Genomic DNA, 22142 nt, shown 5'->3' on the forward strand with positions numbered 1-22142 from the left:
TTTAAGTTAAGACTTCGTTTGTTCAGACTGAGTGCCAGCGGCTGCTTGATTCTGACCTTTATCATCTGCCGCTACTTCCTGCGCTTTCACCTGAACACCGGGTTTCACTTTTTGCAAACCGGTCACAATTACGCGATCGCCATCCTTCAACCCACTGGTAACCAGCCATTTATCGCCGATAGCCTGAGCTGCTGTGATATCGCGAACTTCTACTTTGTCATCTTTGCCAATGACCAGGGCGGAAGCATCACCACGCGGTGTACGAGTGACACCTTGTTGCGGAACGAGCAGTGCGTTTGGATTAGTACCTTCTTCCAGTTGTGCGCGGACAAACATGCCCGGAAGCAGCGTTTTATCTGGGTTAGGGAAGATGGCACGCAGAGTGATAGAGCCGGTGCTCTGGTCAACTGTCACATCAGAAAACTCTAAAGAGCCTTCTTGCGGGAATGTAATACCGTCGTTAGTGACTAATTTGACTTTCGCTTTGCCGTTTTCTTGCTTCAGTTTGCCGTCAGCCAACTCTTGCTTAAGGCGCAAGAAATCGTTGCTGGACTGGGTGACATCCACGTAGATAGGATCAAGCTGTTGGACGGTCGCCATAGCGGTGGCCTGGGCTCCCGTTACCAGCGCGCCTTCAGTAACAGAAGACTTACCGATGCGACCACTAATTGGTGAAGTCACTTTGGTATAAGCCAGGTTAATGCGTGCCGATTCAACAGCGGCTTTAGCAGCAACAACTGCCGCATTTGCCTGTTGAGAATCGGCAAGAGCGGTGTCGTAGTCTTGTTGACTGATGTACTTAGTACCCAAAAGCTTCGCATAACGTTTCAGTGTCAGTTGAGCAATATTTGCACTCGCCTGTGCTTTCGCGAGGTCGCCTTTGGCGCTGTCATATGCGGCCTGATAGGTGGCCGGGTCAATTTGGTACAGCGACACACCAGCCTGAATTTCACTTCCCTCTACGAAGTTACGTTTCAGAATGATGCCACTGACTTGCGGGCGAACTTCTGCAATACGATAAGCACTTGTACGGCCTGGAAGCTCTGTGGTTATCTGCAAAGGAGCACTTTTTAGCGTGACGACACCCACTTCAGGGGTATGCGGCGCACTCTTTTGTGTATCTTTGTCATTACATCCTGTAAGCACTAAGCTGCCTGAAAGCATCAGAACGGCCGCCAGAGGCGTAAACCCTCTGTTTTTGTTCATATGTAAACCTCGAGTGTCCGATTTCAAAGTTGTTCAATGGATCAAATGTCCACAAACCCATTGCTGCGTTTATATTATCGTCGTGCTATGGTACATACATTCACAAATGTATGTAAATCTAACCACCTTACTTTCACCCACTTATGGCACGAAAAACCAAACAACAAGCTCTTGAGACTCGTCAGCATCTTCTTGATGTGGCAATCCGCTTGTTTTCTCAACACGGTGTTTCATCAACTTCGCTGGCAGATATTGCTAAAGCGGCAGGCGTCACCCGTGGTGCAATTTATTGGCATTTCAAAAATAAGTCGGATTTGTTTAATGAAATCTGGGAGCTAACTGAATCCAGTATTGGTGATTTAGAGACTGAGTATCAGGCAAAATTTCCTGACGATCCACTTTCTGTTGTAAGAGAGTTATTAATTTACATATTACAAGCAACTGTCACTGATGAACGTCGCCGCTTAATGACGGAAATCATCTTCCATAAATGTGAATTTGTTGGAGAACTTGCGGTATTACAACAGGCCAGACGCAAACTTCATCTCGAAGGAAACGAAAGAATCGAGAGCAGTTTGCAGCGTTGTATTGATGCAGAAATGTTGCCAAAGGGTTTACGTATCCCTGTCGCGGTTATTCTGATGCGCAGTTATATCACTGGCCTCATCGAAAATTGGCTGGTTGCGCCAGATAGCTTTGATCTCCACGGCCAGGCCGAAGACTACATCGCTATTTTGATAGAAATGTTTCAGACCTGCCCAACCCTGCGAAATACTCCACACTAAAAATATGCTTATTAGGGCAATTCCGAAGCGAGTTGACCAAGGATTTTTTGACAAGACGTGCTAATCTGAGCGCTCGTATTTCGTCTTTAACTCGCCATCCTTTCGGCCTGTTCTCAAACACTGTCAAACTATGCCGCAATTCTTGTGTTCACTGTATTCGCGTCGCTTATCTGCACGGTTTTTACTTATCGCTTTTATGAGCCTGTTTTGCCTGCTGGCGCAGCCAGTTTGGGCGAAAAATAACAGCAGCGATCTCCCGAGCCGCGATGAAATTCAAAACCAGCTAACTGCGCTTAATAAGCAAAAGACGCTGTCACCTAATGACAAACTCACCCAGCAAGATCTCAATGAAACACTTGAGGTGTTGGACAAAATTGACCGGGTCAAGGATGAAGCGGCAAAACTGCATCAGCAGATCACTGAAGCACCAAAAACGCTGCGCAAAGCCACCGATGCTTTAAATGAGATAAAGAATCAGCGAGATAACCAGGCCAATGAAGAGGCCGAAATTGAAGCGCTGAACTTACGCCAGCTCGAATCTCGCCTGAATGATTTGATGACGGATTTACAGAATTCACAGAGCGATTTAGCCACCTGGAACAGCCAACTGATTTCGCTGCAAACGCAGCCAGAACGTGTGCAGAATGCGATGATGGCCGCGTCGGCGCAACTCGAAACCATCCGTAACCGGCTGAATGGTGTCGCACCCGGTGCAGCAGAATTACGCCCCAGCCAGCAAACCTTATTACTGGCGCAGCAGGCGTTACTGAATGCGCAACTCGACCAGCAACGTGACAGCCTGAAAGGCAACACGCTGTTGCAAGATACCCTGCAAAAACAACGTGATTACACCAACGCCCATATCAACCAGATGGAACACACGCTGCAGCTGTTACAAAAGGCAGTCAGCAGCAAGCGTCTGACGCTAACCCAGCAGACCGCGCAAGAAGCCATCGACTCCGAAGACACGGTTAAAATTCAGCAAAACCCGTTGGTGAAACAAGAGCTGGATATTAACCACCAATTAAGTCAGCGGTTGATCGATGCCACCGAGCGAGCCAATGAGATGGTGCCGCCGAGTATCCGCATCAAAAACACGCTGGATCGTGCGGTGCAATCGGAACGCAATCTGAAAGAGCAAATCGCCGTCCTGAAAGGCAGCTTGCTGTTATCGCGCATTTTGTATCAGCAGCAACAACAGAACATGCCTTCAGCGGAAGACACAGAAGACCTGACCAACCGTATTGCGGATATTCGCCTCGAGCAGTTTGATATCAATCAGCAGCGTGACGCGCTATTCCAGCCTGACGAAATGGTGGCGAAAATTGAAGAAGGGCACAGCGCTGAAGTCACGCCTGACGTTCACGATGCACTGTTACAGGTTCTGGATACGCGCCGCGAATTACTCGACCAGTTGAATAAACAACTCGGCATGCAGCTAATGCTGGCAATCAACCTGCAGAATAATAAACAGCAACTGCAAAACGTGACCAAATCCCTCGACCAAATTCTGACCGAGCAGATTTTTTGGGTCACCAGTAATAAGCCGATGGACTGGGACTGGCTGAAATCGTTGCCTTCTTCGTTACGCGATCAGTTTAAAAACAGCCATATCAATTTTAATGGAGCGGAAAGCTCGTTTAAAATTCTCGCGATTCTCTTGTTGATGATTCCCGCATTGCTGTTGGCAGGGGTGATTCGCTGGCGCTTTAAAGCAATCGACCGCTATCTGGAGAAGCAGGCAAGTCGAGTGGGGCAACTGCGTAACGACAGCCAAATGCTGACCCCGAAAGCCATTGCGTTGACCCTGGTGAAAGTCTTACCGGGGGCGCTTATCATCTATGCCATCGGCTTAGTATTTGCTGGCATTGACCTGAATATCAGCGAATCGATACTGGCGTTTTGTAAAAAGCTTTCCCTGTTCTGGATTGTTTTTGGCCTGACCTACAAAGTGTTGTCGAGCGATGGTGTTGCGGTTCGCCACTTTAATATGCCCCCACAACTGTGTAGCCATTATCGCCGCCAATTAGTGCGCATTGGCTTTGCACTCATGCCGTTGCTGTTTTGGTCGGTGTTGGGCGAGCGTTCGCCGCTGCACCTCGTGGAAGATGCGTTTGGTCAGTTGTTAATCTTCTTCAACCTGTTGCTGATCACTGCATTTGTCTTCCCAATGTGCCGTGAAAACTGGCGCAACAAAAATAACCATACTATGCAGCTCTTTACCGTTACGGTGATGGGGGTGGTGCCTGCGGTGTTAATTGTGCTGACGGCGATGGGGTACTTCTATACCACGTTGCGCCTTGCCGGCCGCTGGATTGAAACCATCTACCTGGTGCTTATCTGGAACCTGGTTTACCAGACCGTACTGCGTGGGCTTAGTGTAACGGCGCGCCGTATGGCTTATCGTCGCGCCGTGTTGCGCCGTGAAAACCTGGTGAGAGAGGGGGCTGAAGGGGGCGAGCCGGTAGAAGAACCGCCGTTGGCTCTGGATCAAATCAACCAGCAAACCATGCGCCTGGCGATCATTGCGCTGTTTGCGCTATTTGCCATCTTCTTCTACACCATTTGGTCAGACTTGTTTGGGGTATTCGGTTATCTCGACAGCATCCAGCTCTGGAGCTACAACGGCACTGAAGCGGGGGCCGCGGTGGTGAAAAACGTCACCATGGGCAGCTTGTTATTTGCGGTGATTGCCTTCGCCATTGCCTGGGTACTGATACGCAACTTACCGGGTTTGCTGGAAGTGTTGGTGCTCTCGCGTCTGAAGATGCGCCAGGGCGCTTCTTACGCCATCACTACCATTCTTAATTATGTGATTATTGGCGCTGGTGCGATGACCATCTTTGGTTCGCTCGGTGTGTCGTGGGATAAATTGCAATGGCTGGCAGCGGCGTTATCAGTCGGCCTGGGCTTCGGTTTGCAGGAGATATTCGGTAACTTTGTTTCCGGCTTGATTATCCTGTTTGAGCGCCCGGTGCGTATCGGCGATACCGTAACCATCGGCACCTTCTCGGGCAGCGTCAGCAAGATTCGTATTCGTGCCACCACCATCACTGACTTCGACAGGAAAGAAGTGATCATCCCGAACAAAGCCTTTGTGACCGAACGTTTGATCAACTGGTCGCTGTCCGACACCATCACGCGCGTGGTTATCCGCCTTGGCGTTGCTTACGGATCGGATCTGGATAAAGTGCGTGAAATATTACTGAAAGCCGCTCATGAACATCCGAAAGTGATGCACGATCCTGAACCGACCGTGTTCTTCACTACCTTCGGAGCCAGCACGCTGGATCATGAATTGCGCCTGTATGTGCGCGAACTGCGCGATCGTAGTTATACGGTTGATGAACTGAATCGGACCATCGATCGTCTGTGCCGTGAAAATGGCATTAACATCGCCTTCAACCAACTCGAAGTGCATCTGCGTAATGACAAAGGCGATGAACTGACAGAAGTGAAACGCGATAACAACGGTAAATCGAACGGCGGCATCGTCCCGGTGCAGTAAAAATTAGCGGGAGGTGCTTTCTTCCCGCTTACGCAAAAAATCCTGACGGACAATCTCTAACGCAGCAAGCGCGGTTTCCGTCGGGACTTCATGTTCTTCCAGAAGCATTATCAAATCGACAGCCAGTTTCACTTCATCTGGTGCATTTTCCAGCGACATTGTATTAACCCGTAATTTGCGAAATAAAAAGAGACGGCTGACGAAACCTTTTTCGTAGGTCGGCTAAGCGCAGCGCCATCCGACGCAACCAGCGCAGGTGGTGGATGACGCTATCGCTTATCCACCCTACAACACCAATTTAGTGGCTGTGATTAGCTTAGCCCACGTTCCCGCCGTTCAATCGCACGTTCAATTCGCGTAATCGCCTGGCGGCAGCGTTGCAGGCGGCCTTCAAGAGCCGCGATTTCTTTCTGGATCTTTTGTTGCCCAACGAGCGTCGTTTGAATCGCAAGTTGGCTGTCACGATCGCTAATCATCGTTTGCAGACGGCGTTCATAATCCTGATGAGTGGAGAGTTTCTCATACAGGTTTTCAACCACCGGCGGTTGGGGATCGTTTTTGCGCATCTGCAACGTCGCCAGTTCACGCTGCAAAGCGGCAATTTGCGCCACCAGTTTTTCGGCAAGATACGCCACTTGATCTGCTTTTCCGACTTTCACGCTAAGCTGTAATTGTGCGAGATTAGCCTGAACTTCGCTCAGATAATCTTTAAGTTGTGTGCTGTGAGTGGAAAATAAATTACGATCGAAGCGGGCCTGAGAGGCGCGTTGCAACGAAATGGGCGCAATGGCTTGGGCGAGATCCGCGACGCGAACATCCAGGGCTTGTAACAGCGAAGCGGTTTTCACAAAATGGCTCTCCAGTGTTGCAGGTGTTTAAATTTAAGGAATGAATGAAACGGACCATTTTAATCATCATCGGTTGGCTGGCGGTAGTCCTTGCGACGCTGGGTGTGGTGTTGCCTTTGCTGCCTACCACCCCATTTTTACTGCTGGCGGCCTGGTGCTTCGCCCGTTCTTCGCCGCGCTTTCATCACTGGCTGCTGTATCGTTCGTGGTTTGGTAGTTACATTCGTCACTGGCAAGAACATCGTGCTCTACCACCGGGAGCGAAACCCAGAGCATTGATTTTTATTGTTATCACCTTTGCTGTCTCCCTTTATCTGGTCAACATTCTTTGGGTCAGACTACTCTTACTGATGATGATGTGCGCACTGCTGTTCTTTATGTGGCGCATGCCGGTCATTGACGAAAAGCAACAAAAGCCATAATCCGCATTTGCAGTGGTTGCAATTGTTGATGCCAGCCAGTAAATTCGACCGTTTTCGAGCACGGTATGACTGTTTAATAAGTAGTCTCGTGCTTTGTTAGAACCATGTTTTTAGCAGGCATTAATTATGACCGCGACTGCGCAGCAGCTTGAATATCTGAAAAACAGCATCAAAAGCATTCCAGACTACCCAAAGCCTGGGATCTTATTCCGTGACGTTACCAGCTTGCTTGAAGATCCGAAAGCCTACGCCACCAGCATTGAACTCTTAGTTTCACGCTTTAAAGATGCCGGTATCACCAAAGTGGTGGGCACTGAAGCGCGTGGTTTTCTGTTCGGCGCACCGGTTGCGCTGGAATTAGGCGTGGGTTTTGTGCCAGTACGCAAGCCAGGTAAACTGCCGCGTGAAACCATCGCTGAAAACTACGAACTGGAATACGGCACCGATCAACTGGAAATCCACGTTGATGCGATCCAGCCTGGTGACAAAGTTCTGGTGGTTGACGATCTGCTGGCAACCGGTGGCACCATTGAAGCGACCGTTAAGCTGATCCGTCGTCTGGGTGGTGAAGTGACCGACGCTGCGTTTATCATCAATCTGTTTGATATTGGTGGTGAGCAACGTCTGGAAAAAATGGGCGTGAAAAGCTACAGCCTCGTACTGTTCCCTGGCCACTGAGTCCTGCCTCCGTATTCCCCAAATTATACCCGTTAGCATTCGAGTTGCAGGTAGGCGGTAAGGACGAGACAAATTCGTCGGGAACGAATTTGACCAGCCGAAGGCTGGCCTCCGGTGAGAGACAGGAGTCTCTCATTAATCCCATGGAGCTTACTTGAGTAAGTGACTGGGATGAGCGTATGCAGCCAACACCCCTGCAGCTTGAAGGAGGATGGGTATAGAAGCCTCGCCCGATGGGTGAGGCTTATGTTAGCATTACCCCCTGAATTCACACCCGCGATGTAGAGCCTATCTCGAATGAGCTACCAGGTCTTAGCCCGCAAATGGCGGCCACAAACTTTTGCTGATGTTGTCGGCCAGCAACACGTGTTGACTGCGCTGGCTAATGGCTTATCCATGGGCCGAATCCACCACGCCTATCTCTTTTCAGGGACGCGCGGCGTGGGGAAAACGTCCATCGCTCGCTTGCTGGCGAAAGGGTTAAATTGTGAAACAGGCATTACCGCCACGCCTTGTGGTGTTTGCGATAACTGCCGCGAAATTGAGCAGGGGCGCTTTGTTGATCTCATTGAGATTGACGCCGCCTCGCGTACCAAAGTCGAAGACACCCGTGACTTGCTGGACAACGTTCAGTACGCACCGGCGCGTGGCCGCTTCAAAGTCTATTTAATCGATGAAGTCCACATGCTCTCTCGCCACAGCTTCAACGCCCTGTTGAAGACGCTGGAAGAGCCACCTTCGCATGTCAAATTCTTGCTGGCGACCACCGATCCACAAAAACTGCCGGTCACTATTCTTTCTCGCTGCCTGCAATTCCACCTGAAAGCGCTGGATGTCGAACAAATCCGCCATCAGCTGGAATACATTCTTGGCGAAGAAAAAGTCCCCAGCGAAACTCGCGCTTTGCAACTGTTGGCCCGTGCCGCAGATGGCAGCCTGCGTGATGCGCTAAGTCTTACCGACCAGGCAATTGCCAGCGGCGATGGGCAAGTGACCACTGCGGCTGTTAGCACCATGCTCGGCACGCTGGACGACGACCAGGCTCTGGCGCTGATAGAAGCGATGGTGCAGGCAGATGGCGAGCGCGTGATGAGCTTGCTTAACGATGCCGCAAGTCGCGGAATTGAGTGGGAAGCGTTGCTGGTGGAAATGCTCGGCTTGCTGCACCGTGTGGCGATGGTGCAATTGTCTCCTGCCGCATTGGGCAGCGACATGGCGGCCATCGAACAGCGTATGCGTGAGCTGGCGCGCGTGGTGCCTCCTGCTGAAGTACAACTTTATTACCAAACCTTGCTGATTGGTCGCAAAGAGCTTTCCTGGGCTCCCGACCGCCGCATGGGCATTGAGATGACACTGCTGCGCGCGCTGGCATTCCATCCGAGAAAACCTTTACCGGAACCAGAACAACCGCGTCAGGCTCCGAGTATTCCGGTCATCAACCCGGTTCCGGTTCGGCAACAAGCGTCACCTCCGCCACGGCAAAATGAAACCCCGTTGCCGGACACCACAAGCCAGGTGCTGCAAGCGCGAACACAGTTAATGCGCCAGCAGGGAGCCAACAAAGCAAAAAAGAGTGAGCCGGCAGCGCCAAATCAAGCGCGGCCGGCAAAGAGTACTGCCCTGGAACGTCTGGCATCAGTCACCGATCGTATCCAGTCCCGGCCCGTTGCGGTAACCGAAGAGAAAGTCGAGAAGCCGGAGGCGTATCGCTGGAAGTCGCAGAACGTTTCTGAGGTTGTCGAAGAGCCGGTTGCCACGCCAAAAGCATTAAAGCGCGCGATGGAGCATGAGAAAACACCAGAGCTCGCATTGAAGCTGGCGCAGGAAGCCATTGAACGCGACAGTTGGGCGGCGGAAATTAGCCAACTCGTATTGCCGAAGTTAGTGCAACAACTGGCGCTAAATGCCTGGAAAGAGCAGGACGGCAACCGCGTTTGTTTGCACTTGCGCCCTGCATTACGCCATTTGAACTCACCGTCGGCACAGCAAACACTGTCTGACGCAATGAGTACTTTTAGCGGCGAAACAGTTGAGCTGACTATTATTGAAGATGATAATCTCGCACAACGCACCCCGCTGGAGTGGCGTCAGGCTATCTACGAAGAGAAGCTGGCGCAGGCACGGGAATCAATGAGTGCTGACAACAATATCCAGACGCTGCGTCGATTCTTTGATGCGGAACTGGATGAAGACAGTATTCGACCAATTTGATAAACCGGTTCACCCGGTTTGTTGTAAACCCTGATAGCCGATAATCGCACTCTGCGATTAGTCGGCCCGAGCAAAAGAGAGAAGACTATGTTTGGAAAAGGCGGTCTGGGCAACATCATGAAGCAAGCCCAGCAGATGCAGGAAAAAATGGCCCAGGTTCAGGAAGAAATCGCCCAAATGGAAGTCACTGGCGAATCTGGCGCGGGTCTGGTGAAAGTGACCATCAACGGTGCTCACAACTGCCGTCGCGTGGAAATCGATCCAAGCCTGATGGAAGATGACAAAGAAATGGTTGAAGACCTGGTTGCTGCAGCCTTCAACGATGCTGCGCGTCGTATTGGCGAAGCGCAGAAAGAGAAAATGGCGGGTGTTTCCAGCGGGATGCAGTTGCCACCAGGCTTCAAAATGCCATTCTGATCAGTTTGGCGGATGACGCATGCGCTTATCCGCCCTACGATTGACACTGTTTGTCTTTTGTAGGCTGGGTAAGCGCAGCGTCACCCGACATGACATTCTCACTCTTCCTCGAACGCCGCATAACTCTCCACCAGAAAATCAATCAATGCCCTGACCGCCGGTAACTGACCGCGCCGTGAAGGAAACACCAAATGTATCACCTCCCGTCTTGCCCGCCAGTCCGGTAACAAATGCACCAAAGTTCCCTCTGTGATTTGCTTGTGAATCATCAACATCGGCAACTGAACAATTCCCACACCCGCCAGCGCGGCGGCGCGTAACGCAATCATATCGGTGGTCACAAAACGCGGAGTATGGTGCAGCGTCACTTCCTGATTATCCGGGCCAAACAGACACCAGCGGTAAACCTGCTGTGGTTTGGATAACGCCAGGCTCGGCCAGTGTTGAAGATCGGCCGGCGATTTCGGCTGGGAAAAACGCGCGACTAACTCGGGGCTGGCGACCAGGCACATGCCGCGATCCGCCAATTTACGCATCACCAGATCGCTGTCATCCAGCGGCAACGGGCGCACCCGCACCGCTAAATCGACATTCTCATTCAGCACATCAACCTGGCGATTAGTCTCTTCAAGCTGCACCGTTACCTGCGGATACAGCGTCATAAATCGCGCCAGCATGTCGCCGATATGCACATGCAGCAAAGCAACCGGGCAGGTCAGGCGAATCAGCCCGCGCGGCTCGGCACGCAGTGTGTTGATGGCTTCCTGTGCCGCTTCGGCTTCAATAATCATCGCTTTGCAATGGCGATAAAAAATCTGCCCGGCTTCGGTCACCGTGAAACTGCGCGTTGAACGCTGAATCAGGCGGGTTTCCAGGCTTTCTTCCAGCAAAGCAATACGCCGACTCAGGCGCGATTTGGGAATACCGATAACGCGGCTCGCCGGAGAAAAACCGCCGTTATCCACCACTTGCACGAAGTACCACAGATCGTTGAGGTCCTGCATGGCTATTGTCCTGTATATGGAACACTGAGTTCATTTTCAGAGTCTACCGCGGCTTTCGTCTTATGAGTAAGCTTTATCTCAACAGAAATCGACACTCAATGGAGATAACGATGAAATCAATTCTTGGCGTTTATTCAGCACCGGCGTCCCACTGGGTGGGTGATGGCTTCCCGGTTCGCTCACTGTTTTCTTACTCAAAATTCGAAAAACAGCTCAGCCCATTCTTGCTGTTGGATTACGCAGGTCCGGCAGACTTTAAACCGAGCAATAAAGGGCAACGCGGTGTAGACGTCCACCCGCATCGCGGTTTTGAAACCGTCACCATCGTTTACAAAGGCGAAGTGGCACACCGCGACTCCACCGGCAGCGGCGGGGTAATTGGCCCAGGCGACGTGCAGTGGATGACCGCCGGTAGCGGCATTCTGCATGAAGAGTTTCACTCGCCGGCATTCAGCGAGCAGGGCGGTACGCTGGAAATGGTTCAGCTGTGGGTCAATTTGCCAGCCAAAGACAAATCAACGCCACCGAACTACCAGTCGATTACCGATGCGGACATTCCGGTGGTGACATTGCCGGATAACGCCGGCCAGGTGCGGGTTATCGCCGGTGAAATGGCTGGTGCAAAAGGCCCGGCACACACCTTTTCACCATTGCGTGTGCTGGATATGCGGCTCAATGCGCACAGCACCACCCAACTGACGCTGCCTGATGGCTGGAACACCGCACTGGTGGTGCTTAAAGGCACCGTGCAGGTCAATGGTGAGGAAGTGGCACGTGAAGCGCAACTGGTGGTGCTGGACGCGAAAGGCGAAACCGTCACCCTGGAAGCCAATAACGACGCCGTTGTGTTGGTGTTGAGCGGTGAGCCACTAAACGAGCCAGTGGTCGGTTACGGGCCGTTTGTGATGAACACCCGCGAGGAAATCAAAGAGGCCATTGACGATTTTAATCAGGGAAAATTTGGTCAGAAAGTTTAACAAACTCAAACGGCTATCGTTCCGGTAGCCGTTAATTTTCAGCAGCTTATTCAGATAGCAAAGAGGATATAAACATGGCACCTGCAAATTTTAACGGACAAATCCCGACCATCGATGCCAACGACGCGGTCATGCTGCTCATCGACCACCAGAGCGGTTTGTTCCAGTTGGTCCACGATATGCCAATGCCGACTTTACGCACTCACGCCACGGTGCTGGCCAAAGTTGCGACACTGGCCAATATTCCGGTCATCACCACCGCTTCCGTACCACAAGGCCCGAACGGCCCGCTGATTCCTGAGATTCACCAGTACGCTCCCCATGCGCAATATGTGCCGCGTAAAGGCGAAATCAACGCCTGGGACAACCCGGATTTCGTCGCCGCTGTTAAAGCGACAGGTCGCAAAACTCTGATTATTGCCGGTACCGTGACCAGCGTGTGCATGGCGTTCCCGGCCATCAGTGCTGTGGCGGAAGGTTTCAAAGTCTTTGCGGTGATTGATGCTTCAGGCACTTATTCCAAAATGGCGCAGGAAGTGACTTTGGCGCGAGTGGTTCAGGCTGGAGTGGTGCCGATGGATACCGCAGCGGTTGTTGCTGAAATCCAGCATACCTGGAATCGCGACGATGCGATGGACTGGGCAAATCTGTGGGGCGGCGTATTCATTGAGTACGGCTTGCTGATGGAAAGCTACCAGAAAGCGCAAGATGTGGTGAGTAATCAAGAGCAACTCGACTCCCAGCGCGCTTAATATATTTCCCCCTTTGCGAGACATCGCGCAGGGGGAATATCTTTTTCTATCCCCTTGCTCCGGGCTAATGTTAGGCTATGTCCCACTCTTTTTTCAGAAGTCTGAGCGATGCAAACCAGTCCTTTACTTACTGCCCTTATGGAATCCCTGCGCTGCCTGCCAGGTGTTGGCCCGAAGTCTGCCCAACGTATGGCGTTTGCGCTACTGCAACGTGACCGCAGTGGTGGGATGCGTCTGGCTCAAGCATTAACGCGCGCAATGTCCGAAATTGGGCACTGTGCGGATTGCCGTACCTTTACCGAACAAGAAATCTGCGCCATTTGCGCCAACCCACGCCGCCAGGAAAATGGCCAGATTTGCGTGGTGGAAACCCCGGCGGATATTCACGCTATTGAAGCGACCGGCCAGTTTTCCGGGCGCTATTTTGTGCTGATGGGGCATCTGTCCCCGCTCGACGGTATCGGCCCGCAAGACATCGGCCTCGACAGGCTGGAACAGCGCCTTGAGCGCGAGACTATCAAAGAGCTGATCCTCGCGACCAACCCAACGGTTGAAGGTGAAGCCACTGCAAACTACATTGCTGAATTGTGTGGGCAATATGGTGTTGATGCCAGCCGAATCGCGCATGGGGTGCCGGTTGGTGGCGAGCTGGAAATGGTCGATGGCACCACGCTTTCACATTCTTTAGCGGGCCGCCACAAGATTGTTTTTTAATCACTTGTGGGGAGTTTATTAGGCTCCCCGCTTGAAAACCTCCGTTTCTATCCTCATATCACCCTCAACGTTTTCATCACCCCTATGTATTTTGTTGAGGTATCAATGACCATGAAAGGACAAGAGACTCGTGGCTTCCAGTCCGAAGTGAAACAACTTCTGCACCTGATGATCCACTCCCTCTATTCAAATAAAGAAATTTTCCTGCGTGAGCTGATCTCCAACGCCTCTGATGCGGCAGACAAATTGCGTTTCCGCGCGCTGTCTCATGCTGACTTGTATGAAGGTGACGGCGAACTGCGCGTGCGTGTCTCTTTCGATAAAGAAAAACGCACCCTGACGATTGCCGATAACGGCATCGGTATGACACGTGACGAAGCCATTGATCACCTCGGGACCATCGCAAAATCCGGGACCAAAGCGTTCCTGGAATCTATGGGTTCTGACCAGGCGAAAGATAGCCAACTGATTGGCCAGTTTGGTGTCGGCTTCTACTCTGCGTTTATCGTGGCTGATAAAGTCACCGTGCGCACCCGTGCGGCTGGTGTTCCAGCCGATCAAGCGGTGTTCTGGGAATCTGAAGGTGCGGGTGAATATACCGTCGCGGATATCACTAAAGCCGATCGCGGGACTGAAATTACCCTGCACCTGCGCGAAGGTGAAGACGAGTTCCTCGACGACTGGCGTGTGCGCAATGTTATCGGCAAATATTCCGACCACATCGCCTTGCCGGTTGAGATTGAAACCCGTGAAGAAAAAGACGGCGAAACCATTCTCGGCTGGGAAAAAATCAACAAAGCTCAGGCTTTGTGGACTCGTAGCAAGTCTGAAATTAAAGACGAAGAGTACAACGAGTTCTACAAGCATGTAGCGCATGACTTCACCGACCCGCTGGCATACAGCCACAACCGTGTGGAAGGGAAACAAGAGTACACCAGCCTGCTGTACATCCCATCCCAGGCTCCGTGGGACATGTGGAACCGTGACCATAAACACGGCCTGAAACTGTACGTGCAGCGCGTATTCATCATGGACGATGCTGAACAGTTCATGCCGAACTACCTGCGTTTCGTGCGCGGTCTGATAGATTCCAACGACCTGCCGCTGAACGTATCGCGTGAAATTCTGCAAGACAGCCGCGTAACGCAAAACCTGCGTAGCGCGCTGACCAAACGCGTATTGCAGATGCTGGAAAAACTGGCGAAAGACGACAGCGAAAAATACCAGACCTTCTGGAAAAACTTCGGCCTGGTGCTGAAAGAAGGCCCTGCTGAAGACAACGCCAACCAGGAAGCTATCGCTAAACTGCTGCGCTTTGCGACTACGCATACCGATTCCGCTGCACAAACCGTGTCGCTGGAAGAGTACGTGTCACGCATGAAAGAAGGGCAGGAGAAGATTTACTACATCACCGCCGACAGCTATGCAGCCGCGAAAAGCAGCCCGCATCTGGAATTGCTGCGTAAGAAAGGCATCGAAGTATTGCTGCTTTCTGACCGCATCGACGAGTGGATGATGAGCTACCTGACCGAATTCGACGGCAAAATGTTCCAGTCAGTCAGCAAAACTGACGAGTCGCTGGAAAAAATGGCCGACGAAGAAACTCCGGAAGCGAAAGAAGCTGAAAAAGCCCTTGAGCCGTTTGTTGATCGTGTGAAAACCCTGTTGGGCGAGCGTGTGAAAGAAGTGCGTCTGACGCACCGTTTGACCGACACGCCAGCTATTGTGACCACCGACAGCAACGACATGAGCACGCAAATGGCAAAACTGTTTGCTGCGGCGGGCCAGGAAGTGCCGGAAGTGAAGTACATCTTCGAGCTGAACCCGGATCACGGGCTGGTGAAACGCGTCGCGGATACCCAGGACGAAACCCAGTTTGCTGAATGGGTTGAGTTGCTGCTTGACCAGGCGCTGTTAGCTGAACGCGGTACGCTGGAAGATCCAAACCAGTTTATCCGTCGGATGAACCAGCTGCTGGCTTCCTAAGTTCTTCCCCTCACCCTAACCCTCTCCCAAAGGGAGAGGGAATCGCCATTATTCCCCCTCTCCTGGGGGAGAGGGTCGGGGTGAGGGCGTCCTAATCAACTAACCACTCCGAAATACCCGCCATTCTTGAGCTGAATACGCCTTTAATGGTAAGGTCTCAACTTCTGCTTTAAAAAATCAAAAATCCAAACGAATGGGGAATTACGCAATGCGTATTATTCTGCTTGGCGCTCCGGGCGCAGGTAAAGGAACTCAGGCTCAGTTCATCATGGAGAAATACGGCATTCCGCAAATCTCCACCGGTGACATGCTGCGTGCCGCAGTAAAATCTGGCTCAGAGCTGGGTAAACAAGCAAAAGACATCATGGACGCCGGGAAACTGGTTACAGATGAACTGGTTATCGCTCTGGTTAAAGAACGTATTACCCAGGAAGATTGCCGTAACGGTTTCCTGCTTGATGGTTTCCCACGCACTATTCCACAAGCTGATGCGATGAAAGAAGCTGGCATCAATGTGGACGTGGTTCTGGAATTCGCCGTACCGGACGAACTGATTGTTGAGCGTATTGTTGGCCGTCGCGTACACGCGCCATCTGGCCGCGTTTACCACGTCACTTTCAATCCACCAAAAGTGGAAGGCAAAGACGATGCGACTGGCGAAGAGCTGACCACCCGTAAAGACGATCAAGAAGAAACCGTGCGTAAGCGTCTGGTGGAATACCATCAGATGACTGCTCCGCTGATCTCTTACTACAGCAAAGAAGCGGCTGCCGGTAACACCAAATATGCGAAAATCGACGGCACTCGTAAAGTGACCGAAGTTAGCGCAGAGCTGGCTAAAATCCTCGGCTAATTCATTGCTGATACAAAAAATACCGGGACGTGTTCCTGGTATTTTTTTGCCCAAATTTTGCCCTTTCGCTGTAATCGGTTTTCCTGAAGCACTTTTACGTTACAATTATCAGTAATTTGTTGATAAGGAGTGGAAATGAATCAGGAAAAAGTGGGCATCTTACTGGCAAACCTCGGCACACCTGATGCCCCCACTCCGGCGGCGGTGAAACGCTACTTGCGCCAGTTTCTCAGCGACAAACGTGTCGTGGATACCCCGCGCTTAATCTGGTGGCCGCTATTACGTGGCGTGATTCTGCCGCTGCGTTCTGCCCGCGTAGCCAAACTTTATCAGTCTGTCTGGATGGACGAAGGCTCACCGCTGCTGGTGTATAGCCGTCGCCAGCAAGCTGCCCTGGCAGCACAACTGCCTGATACCCCCGTCGCACTCGGCATGAGCTATGGCTCGCCATCGCTGAAAAGTGCAGTGGATGAACTTTTGTCCCACCACGTCGACCACATCGTTGTGTTGCCGCTATACCCACAATTTTCCTGCTCAACTGTCGCCGCAGTGTGGGATGAATTAGGGCGCATTTTTGCCGACTACCGCTCGCTGCCGTCGATCTCGCTGATCCGCGACTACGCTGAAGATACCTCCTACATAAATGCGCTGGTGGCTTCGGTCAGGCACTCTTTCGCCCAACACGGTGAGCCGGATGTTTTGCTGCTTTCCTACCATGGCATTCCGCAGCGTTATGCCAATGAAGGCGATGATTATCCGCAGCGCTGCCGCGACACCACGCGTGAGCTGCTTTCAGCACTCGAACTGCCACCTGAAAAAGTGATGATGACTTACCAGTCACGCTTTGGGCGCGAGCCGTGGCTAATGCCGTACACCGACGAAACGCTAAAGATGCTGGCGGAAAAAGGGGTGAAACACATCCAGGTGATGTGCCCAGGTTTTTCAGCCGATTGCCTGGAAACGCTTGAAGAAATGGCGGTACAAAACCGTGAAGTTTTCATTGAAGCGGGTGGCACCAAATATGAATATATTCCTGCGCTTAACGACGATCCGGCACACATCGCCATGATGATGAATCTGGTAGATAAATATCGCTAATCCCGCTTATGGCCGTTAATGTGCTACCATTTCCGGCCTGATTAGCAACCTTTCGAACAACATCATGAAATTTCCCGGCAAACGAAAATCCAAACACTACTTCCCTGTTAGTGCGCGCGACCCTCTTCTGCAACAGGTTCAGCCTGAACATGAAACTGGCACCTCCTGGATTGTCGGGATTGACCAAACGCTGGTGGATATTGAAGCAAAAGTGGATGACGAGTTTGTTCGTCGTTACGGTTTGAGTTTTGGCCATTCGCTGGTGATTGAAGATGATGTGGCCGAAGCCTTATATCAGGATCTGGTGAAAAAAGATCTGATTACTCATCAGTTTGCCGGTGGCACCATTGGTAACACCATGCATAACTATTCGGTATTAGCCGATGACCGCTCGGTGTTACTGGGCGTGATGTGCAGCAATATCGAAATTGGTAGCTACGCCTACCGCTATCTGTGCAACACCTCCAGCCGTACCGACCTCAACTACCTGCAAGGCGTGAATGGCGCGATTGGCCGCTGCTTTACGCTGATTGGCGAGCAGGGCGAACGCACCTTTGCCATCAGCCCTGGCCACATGAACCAGCTTCGCGCCGACAGCATTCCCGAAGAGGTGATTGCCGGTGCCTCCGCGCTGGTGCTGACTTCCTATCTGGTGCGTTGCAAAGACGGCGAGCCGATGCCGGAAGCGACCATGCAGGCTATCGCTTACGCGAAAAAGTACAACGTACCGGTGGTACTCACACTCGGCACCAAATACGTTATCGCTGAAAACCCAGAATGGTGGCAGGCGTTCCTGAAAGAGCATGTCTCGATTCTGGCGATGAACGAAGAAGAAGGGCTGGCGCTGACTGGCGAAAACGATCCGCTGTTGGCGGCCGATAAGGCGCTGGATTGGGTCGATTTAGTCTTATGTACCGCGGGGCCGGTTGGGTTGTACATGGCGGCCTTTACTGAAGAATCTGCTAAACGCACTACGCAGCATCCGCTATTGCCAGGGGCGATTGCTGAATTTAACCAGTACGAATTTAGCCGTGCGATGCGCCATAAAGATTGCCAGAACCCGAAGCGTATTTTCTCGCACATTGCGCCATATATGGGTGGGCCTGAGAAAATCATGAATACCAATGGCGCGGGTGATGGTGCGCTGGCGGCACTGCTGCACGATATTACAGCGAATAATTACCACCGTTCTAACGTGCCAAATTCCAGCAAACACCAGTTCACCTGGCTGACCTATTCGTCTTTGGCACAGGTGTGTAAATACGCCAATCGCGTCAGCTATCAGGTGCTGAACCAGCATTCTCCGCGTCTGACTCGCGGGTTGCCCGAGCGTGAAGACAGCCTCGAAGAGTCTTACTGGGATCGCTAATCAAACGCCCTCACCCTCTCCCCCAGGAGAGGGGACTATCCGGTTTTCTCCTTCTCCTGGGGGAGAAGGCCGGGATGAGGGCGCTAATCACACCACCGCTTTATCCAGCATTCCCATCATAGTATTAGCAATTTCACGCTCACCCATAACGACCTGATTGGCACCACGTTCGGTGATGTAATTCACCTCATCGTCATAATGAGCGCGGGCAATAATCTCGATGTCCGGGCATTTCGCTCGCGCTGTCGCGACAATTTCACCGGCTTCGTAACCGTTCGGGATGGTCAACAACAACCAACGCGCGCAATCAAGATGGGCGAGATTCATGATCTCTTCATTGGCAGCATTCCCCAACACCGCACTGATCCCACGCTCGCGCAGTTCATCAACCCGGCTACGTGAAGTTTCAATCACCACCAGTGGAATGCCTTGCGCTATTAATTTCTCGCCCAGCAAACTCCCTACGCGCCCAAACCCAACCAACAAGGCGTGATTGCAAATATCGACCGGGACTTGCTTCTCGTCCTCAATCACTTCTTCCAGCGTCTGCTCTTCCAGCGTTTCGGTTTTGGCGAGATAACGCTCAAGGATGGCAAACAAAATTGGATTGAGCATAATCGACAAAATCGCCCCGGCCAGCACCAGATTTTGCCCGGTCTGCGGCAACAGATTCAGCGCCATTCCTAGCCCAGCCAGGATAAAGGCAAACTCACCAATCTGCGCAAGGCTTGTTGCAATGGTTAATGCGGTGCGTTGCGAGTGGCCGAACAGGCGCACCAGGAAGAAGGCCGCCAGGGATTTACCAAACACGATGATGGCGACAGTACCCAGCACCGCAAGCGGTTCCTGAATCAGAATCATTGGGTCGAATAACATGCCGACCGAAACAAAAAACAGCACCGCGAACGCGTCGCGTAGCGGCAGGGTGTCGTGTGCCGCGCGATGGCTCAGCTCAGATTCGTTGAGCACCATCCCGGCAAAGAACGCACCGAGTGCAAACGACACATCAAACAGCTCAACCGCGCCAAAAGCGATACCCAGCGCCAGCGCGAGAACCGCCAGCGTAAACAGCTCGCGTGAACCGGTCGCAGCACTACGTGCCAGAATCCACGGCACCAGACGGCGGCCAACAATCAGCATAATGGCGATAAACGCGACCACTTTGCCTATCGTCAAACCCATATCCAGTGACAACGAAGCCAGGCCTACGTCGCCTTTTTCCATCATTCCGGCAACTGCGGGCAGCAGAACCAGCGTTAACACCATCACCAGATCTTCAACAATCAACCAGCCAATCGCGATTTGCCCGCGCTGGCTGTCAATTAATTGCCGCTCTTCCAGCGCCCGTAACAGCACCACGGTACTGGCGGTGGAAAGACACAGGCCGAACACGATACCGGTCATCAATGACCAGCCCATCAGCGATGAAAGCGCCATACCCAGCAGCGTCGCCACACCAATCTGGGCGATAGCTCCGGGGATGGCGATAGCCTTTACCGCCATCAAATCCTTTAAAGAGAAATGCAAACCAACGCCAAACATCAGCAAGATAACGCCCAGTTCGGCCAGTTCCGGGGCCAGTTTAGTGTCTGCGACAAAACCTGGCGTAAAAGGGCCAGCTAATACCCCAGCTAACAAATAGCCCACCAGTGGCGATATTCGCAGTTTGTTGGCGAGCATACCGAGTAAAAAGGCCAGGACAAGGCCTCCGACAATGGTGGTGATAAGCGGGGTGGCATGATGCATTCAGTCTCCTTTCGTAACAAATAAGATCCAATACTCTACTTTTAGTTTATGACAATTTTTTAATCGGTGTGGGTGTTAAATAAGTGATTTTTTAAGAAAAGGCGCATTTAGACAAAAATGGGTGCAGGAAGGGGGTTTTACAAGGTTAATCTCTAAAAGACATTGAGGAACATGCGGGAAGTGCAGGGCCAGAGAAACTATCTGGCCCTTATAACTAAGACTTATGGCGATTGTCAGGCAGGAATATGGTCAATATGCCAAGAAGTGGCAGGAAAGCACATATTTTATAGACTAACTCGATACTTGTGTGGTCAGCCACTAAGCCCAATATCGCAGCGCCCAGCCCGCCCATGCCAAAGGCAAAACCGAAGAACAGCCCGGAAACCATACCGATACGTCCAGGCATCAGTTCTTGCGCGTAAACCAGAATAGCGGAAAATGCCGAGGCCAGAATAAAGCCGATAATTACTGTCAGTATGCCTGTCCAGTACAGCGAAACGTACGGCAGGAATAGCGTGAATGGCGCGACACCCAGAATCGAACCCCAGATGACATACTTACGGCCAATTTTATCGCCAACAGGCCCGCCAATCACAGTTCCAGCGGCTACCGCAAACAAGAAGGCGAACAGATGGAACTGGGCGTTTTGTACTGACAAACCAAATTTGTGCATCAGATAGAAGGTGTAATAGCTGCTGATACTCGCCATATAAAAGTACTTAGAGAAAATCAGCACCAGCAACACACTCACCGCCTGAATCACTTTTTTGCGTGGCAGTGGGTTGACTACGGGAGCCGCAGTCTTACCTTTCGCCATACGATGTTGCGCGGCATACCAGCGGCTAATTTGCAGCAAGACAATAATCGCCAACAGCGCAGCCAGTACAAACCAGCCGACGTTACCTTTACCATACGGAGCAATAATCAGCGCGGCCAACAACGGACCTAATGAACTACCGAAGTTGCCACCAACCTGGAACAGCGACTGCGCAAGACCATGGCGACCGCCGGATGCCATACGCGCCACACGGGAGGATTCCGGGTGGAATACTGAAGAACCGGTGCCCACCAGGCCTGCTGCCAGTAGTACCATCGGGAAGCTACCCGCCAGGGCCAGAATGACCAATCCGCAAAGTGTGAAGCACATGCCAATCGGCAATGACCATGGCATCGGGTATTTATCTGTGTAGTATCCTACCACCGGCTGAAGAAGCGATGAGGTGACCTGGAAGGTCAGCGTGATCATCCCTATCTGCACAAAACTCAGCGAGAACTCACTCTGTAGCAGCGGGTAGAGCGCCAGAATGAGCGACTGAATCATATCGTTGAGCAAATGAGAAAGGCTGATTGCTCCTAAAATTCCGAACGCGGTGCGAGCCTTCTTAGGCTCAGGCGGTGCGAGAGTTTGTTCCGAGATTGCCATAAGTACCTGTCATATATTGAGTGATTTATTATTATCCGGTTCACTGATGGAACCGTAGGAAATCATTACTCAGCTAACATACCTGCAGGCGTGAGCTGAATAAAGTCACAATCATAAAAATGATTAATCTATGCTAAACCCAGGC

19 protein-coding genes and 1 other annotated feature are annotated in these 22142 nt (G+C 51.8%); of the genes, 13 read left to right on the forward strand and 6 right to left on the reverse strand.

Annotated features, from left to right (window positions below; genetic code table 11):
• Positions 1–6: 6 nt before the first annotated feature.
• The gene (acrA, locus tag EC843_RS12875; protein ID WP_064549066.1) at positions 7–1206 is read right to left on the reverse strand and encodes a multidrug efflux RND transporter periplasmic adaptor subunit AcrA; all 1200 of its coding nucleotides are present in this window, start codon (positions 1204–1206) and stop codon (positions 7–9) included.
• A gap of 143 nt (positions 1207–1349) precedes the next feature.
• Between acrA and acrR the strand changes: the two genes are divergently transcribed.
• Both acrR and mscK read left to right on the forward strand, forming a co-directional pair.
• On the forward strand, positions 1350–1991 hold the full coding sequence (acrR, locus tag EC843_RS12880; RefSeq protein ID WP_064549064.1) for a multidrug efflux transporter transcriptional repressor AcrR: 642 nt from the start codon (positions 1350–1352) through the stop codon (positions 1989–1991).
• A gap of 130 nt (positions 1992–2121) precedes the next feature.
• The gene (mscK, locus tag EC843_RS12885; protein ID WP_083963461.1) at positions 2122–5499 is read left to right on the forward strand and encodes a mechanosensitive channel MscK; all 3378 of its coding nucleotides are present in this window, start codon (positions 2122–2124) and stop codon (positions 5497–5499) included.
• 3 nt (positions 5500–5502) lie between these two features.
• Here mscK and rsmS read toward each other — a convergent pair whose 3' ends face one another.
• Entirely contained in the window at positions 5503–5658 is a 156-nt protein-coding gene (rsmS, locus tag EC843_RS12890) for a pleiotropic regulatory protein RsmS (protein ID WP_064549061.1), read from the reverse strand.
• A 152-nt stretch (positions 5659–5810) separates the two neighbouring features.
• On the reverse strand, positions 5811–6347 hold the full coding sequence (gene priC, locus EC843_RS12895) for a primosomal replication protein PriC (protein ID WP_064549058.1): 537 nt from the start codon (positions 6345–6347) through the stop codon (positions 5811–5813).
• A gap of 44 nt (positions 6348–6391) precedes the next feature.
• Here priC and EC843_RS12900 point away from each other — a divergent pair, with 44 nt between their 5' ends.
• The 4 genes from EC843_RS12900 (at position 6392) to EC843_RS12920 (ending at position 10075) form a co-directional block, all read left to right on the forward strand.
• A complete protein-coding gene (locus tag EC843_RS12900; RefSeq protein WP_064549056.1) occupies positions 6392–6769 on the forward strand; it encodes a DUF454 family protein in 378 nt (125 codons plus the stop codon).
• Between the two features lie 126 nt (positions 6770–6895).
• Complete coding sequence (gene apt / locus EC843_RS12905; protein ID WP_034493753.1) at positions 6896–7447, forward strand: adenine phosphoribosyltransferase; 552 nt, start codon at positions 6896–6898, stop codon at positions 7445–7447.
• 297 nt (positions 7448–7744) lie between these two features.
• The gene (dnaX, locus tag EC843_RS12915) at positions 7745–9658 is read left to right on the forward strand and encodes a DNA polymerase III subunit gamma/tau (RefSeq protein WP_133522344.1); all 1914 of its coding nucleotides are present in this window, start codon (positions 7745–7747) and stop codon (positions 9656–9658) included.
• Positions 8994–9058, forward strand: a sequence feature (DnaX frameshifting element). (Overlaps the previous gene by 65 nt.)
• An 87-nt stretch (positions 9659–9745) precedes the next feature.
• Complete coding sequence (locus EC843_RS12920) at positions 9746–10075, forward strand: YbaB/EbfC family nucleoid-associated protein (RefSeq protein WP_034458087.1); 330 nt, start codon at positions 9746–9748, stop codon at positions 10073–10075.
• A 98-nt stretch (positions 10076–10173) separates the two neighbouring features.
• On the opposite strand, the gene EC843_RS12925 is transcribed toward EC843_RS12920, so the two are convergent.
• Complete coding sequence (locus tag EC843_RS12925) at positions 10174–11079, reverse strand: LysR family transcriptional regulator (RefSeq protein WP_133522345.1); 906 nt, start codon at positions 11077–11079, stop codon at positions 10174–10176.
• A 110-nt stretch (positions 11080–11189) separates the two neighbouring features.
• On the opposite strand from EC843_RS12925, the gene EC843_RS12930 reads away from it, so the two are divergent.
• The 7 genes from EC843_RS12930 (at position 11190) to EC843_RS12960 (ending at position 18828) form a co-directional block, all read left to right on the forward strand.
• Positions 11190–12056 (forward strand): pirin family protein, encoded by an 867-nt coding sequence (locus tag EC843_RS12930; protein WP_133522346.1) that lies wholly within the window; start codon positions 11190–11192, stop codon positions 12054–12056.
• A gap of 74 nt (positions 12057–12130) precedes the next feature.
• Complete coding sequence (locus EC843_RS12935) at positions 12131–12808, forward strand: isochorismatase family protein (protein WP_064549047.1); 678 nt, start codon at positions 12131–12133, stop codon at positions 12806–12808.
• Positions 12809–12916: 108 nt separating this feature from the next.
• Positions 12917–13522, forward strand: coding sequence for a recombination mediator RecR (recR, locus tag EC843_RS12940; protein ID WP_064549045.1), 606 nt, complete (start codon positions 12917–12919; stop codon positions 13520–13522).
• Between the two features lie 111 nt (positions 13523–13633).
• Entirely contained in the window at positions 13634–15508 is a 1875-nt protein-coding gene (gene htpG, locus EC843_RS12945) for a molecular chaperone HtpG (protein ID WP_064549122.1), read from the forward strand.
• 208 nt (positions 15509–15716) lie between these two features.
• Entirely contained in the window at positions 15717–16361 is a 645-nt protein-coding gene (gene adk, locus EC843_RS12950; RefSeq protein WP_064549043.1) for an adenylate kinase, read from the forward strand.
• Between the two features lie 135 nt (positions 16362–16496).
• Entirely contained in the window at positions 16497–17459 is a 963-nt protein-coding gene (gene hemH / locus EC843_RS12955; RefSeq protein WP_133522347.1) for a ferrochelatase, read from the forward strand.
• Between the two features lie 64 nt (positions 17460–17523).
• A complete protein-coding gene (locus tag EC843_RS12960) occupies positions 17524–18828 on the forward strand; it encodes an inosine/guanosine kinase (RefSeq protein ID WP_064549039.1) in 1305 nt (434 codons plus the stop codon).
• 87 nt (positions 18829–18915) lie between these two features.
• Here the strand turns inward: EC843_RS12960 and ybaL are convergent, their stop codons facing one another.
• A complete protein-coding gene (gene ybaL, locus EC843_RS12965; protein ID WP_121814197.1) occupies positions 18916–20574 on the reverse strand; it encodes a YbaL family putative K(+) efflux transporter in 1659 nt (552 codons plus the stop codon).
• 214 nt (positions 20575–20788) lie between these two features.
• Positions 20789–21997 (reverse strand): MFS transporter, encoded by a 1209-nt coding sequence (locus EC843_RS12970; RefSeq protein WP_064549035.1) that lies wholly within the window; start codon positions 21995–21997, stop codon positions 20789–20791.
• Positions 21998–22142: the final 145 nt, after the last annotated feature.

Source organism: Buttiauxella sp. JUb87, assembly GCF_004361975.1.
GTDB classification, from domain to species: domain Bacteria; phylum Pseudomonadota; class Gammaproteobacteria; order Enterobacterales; family Enterobacteriaceae; genus Buttiauxella; species Buttiauxella ferragutiae.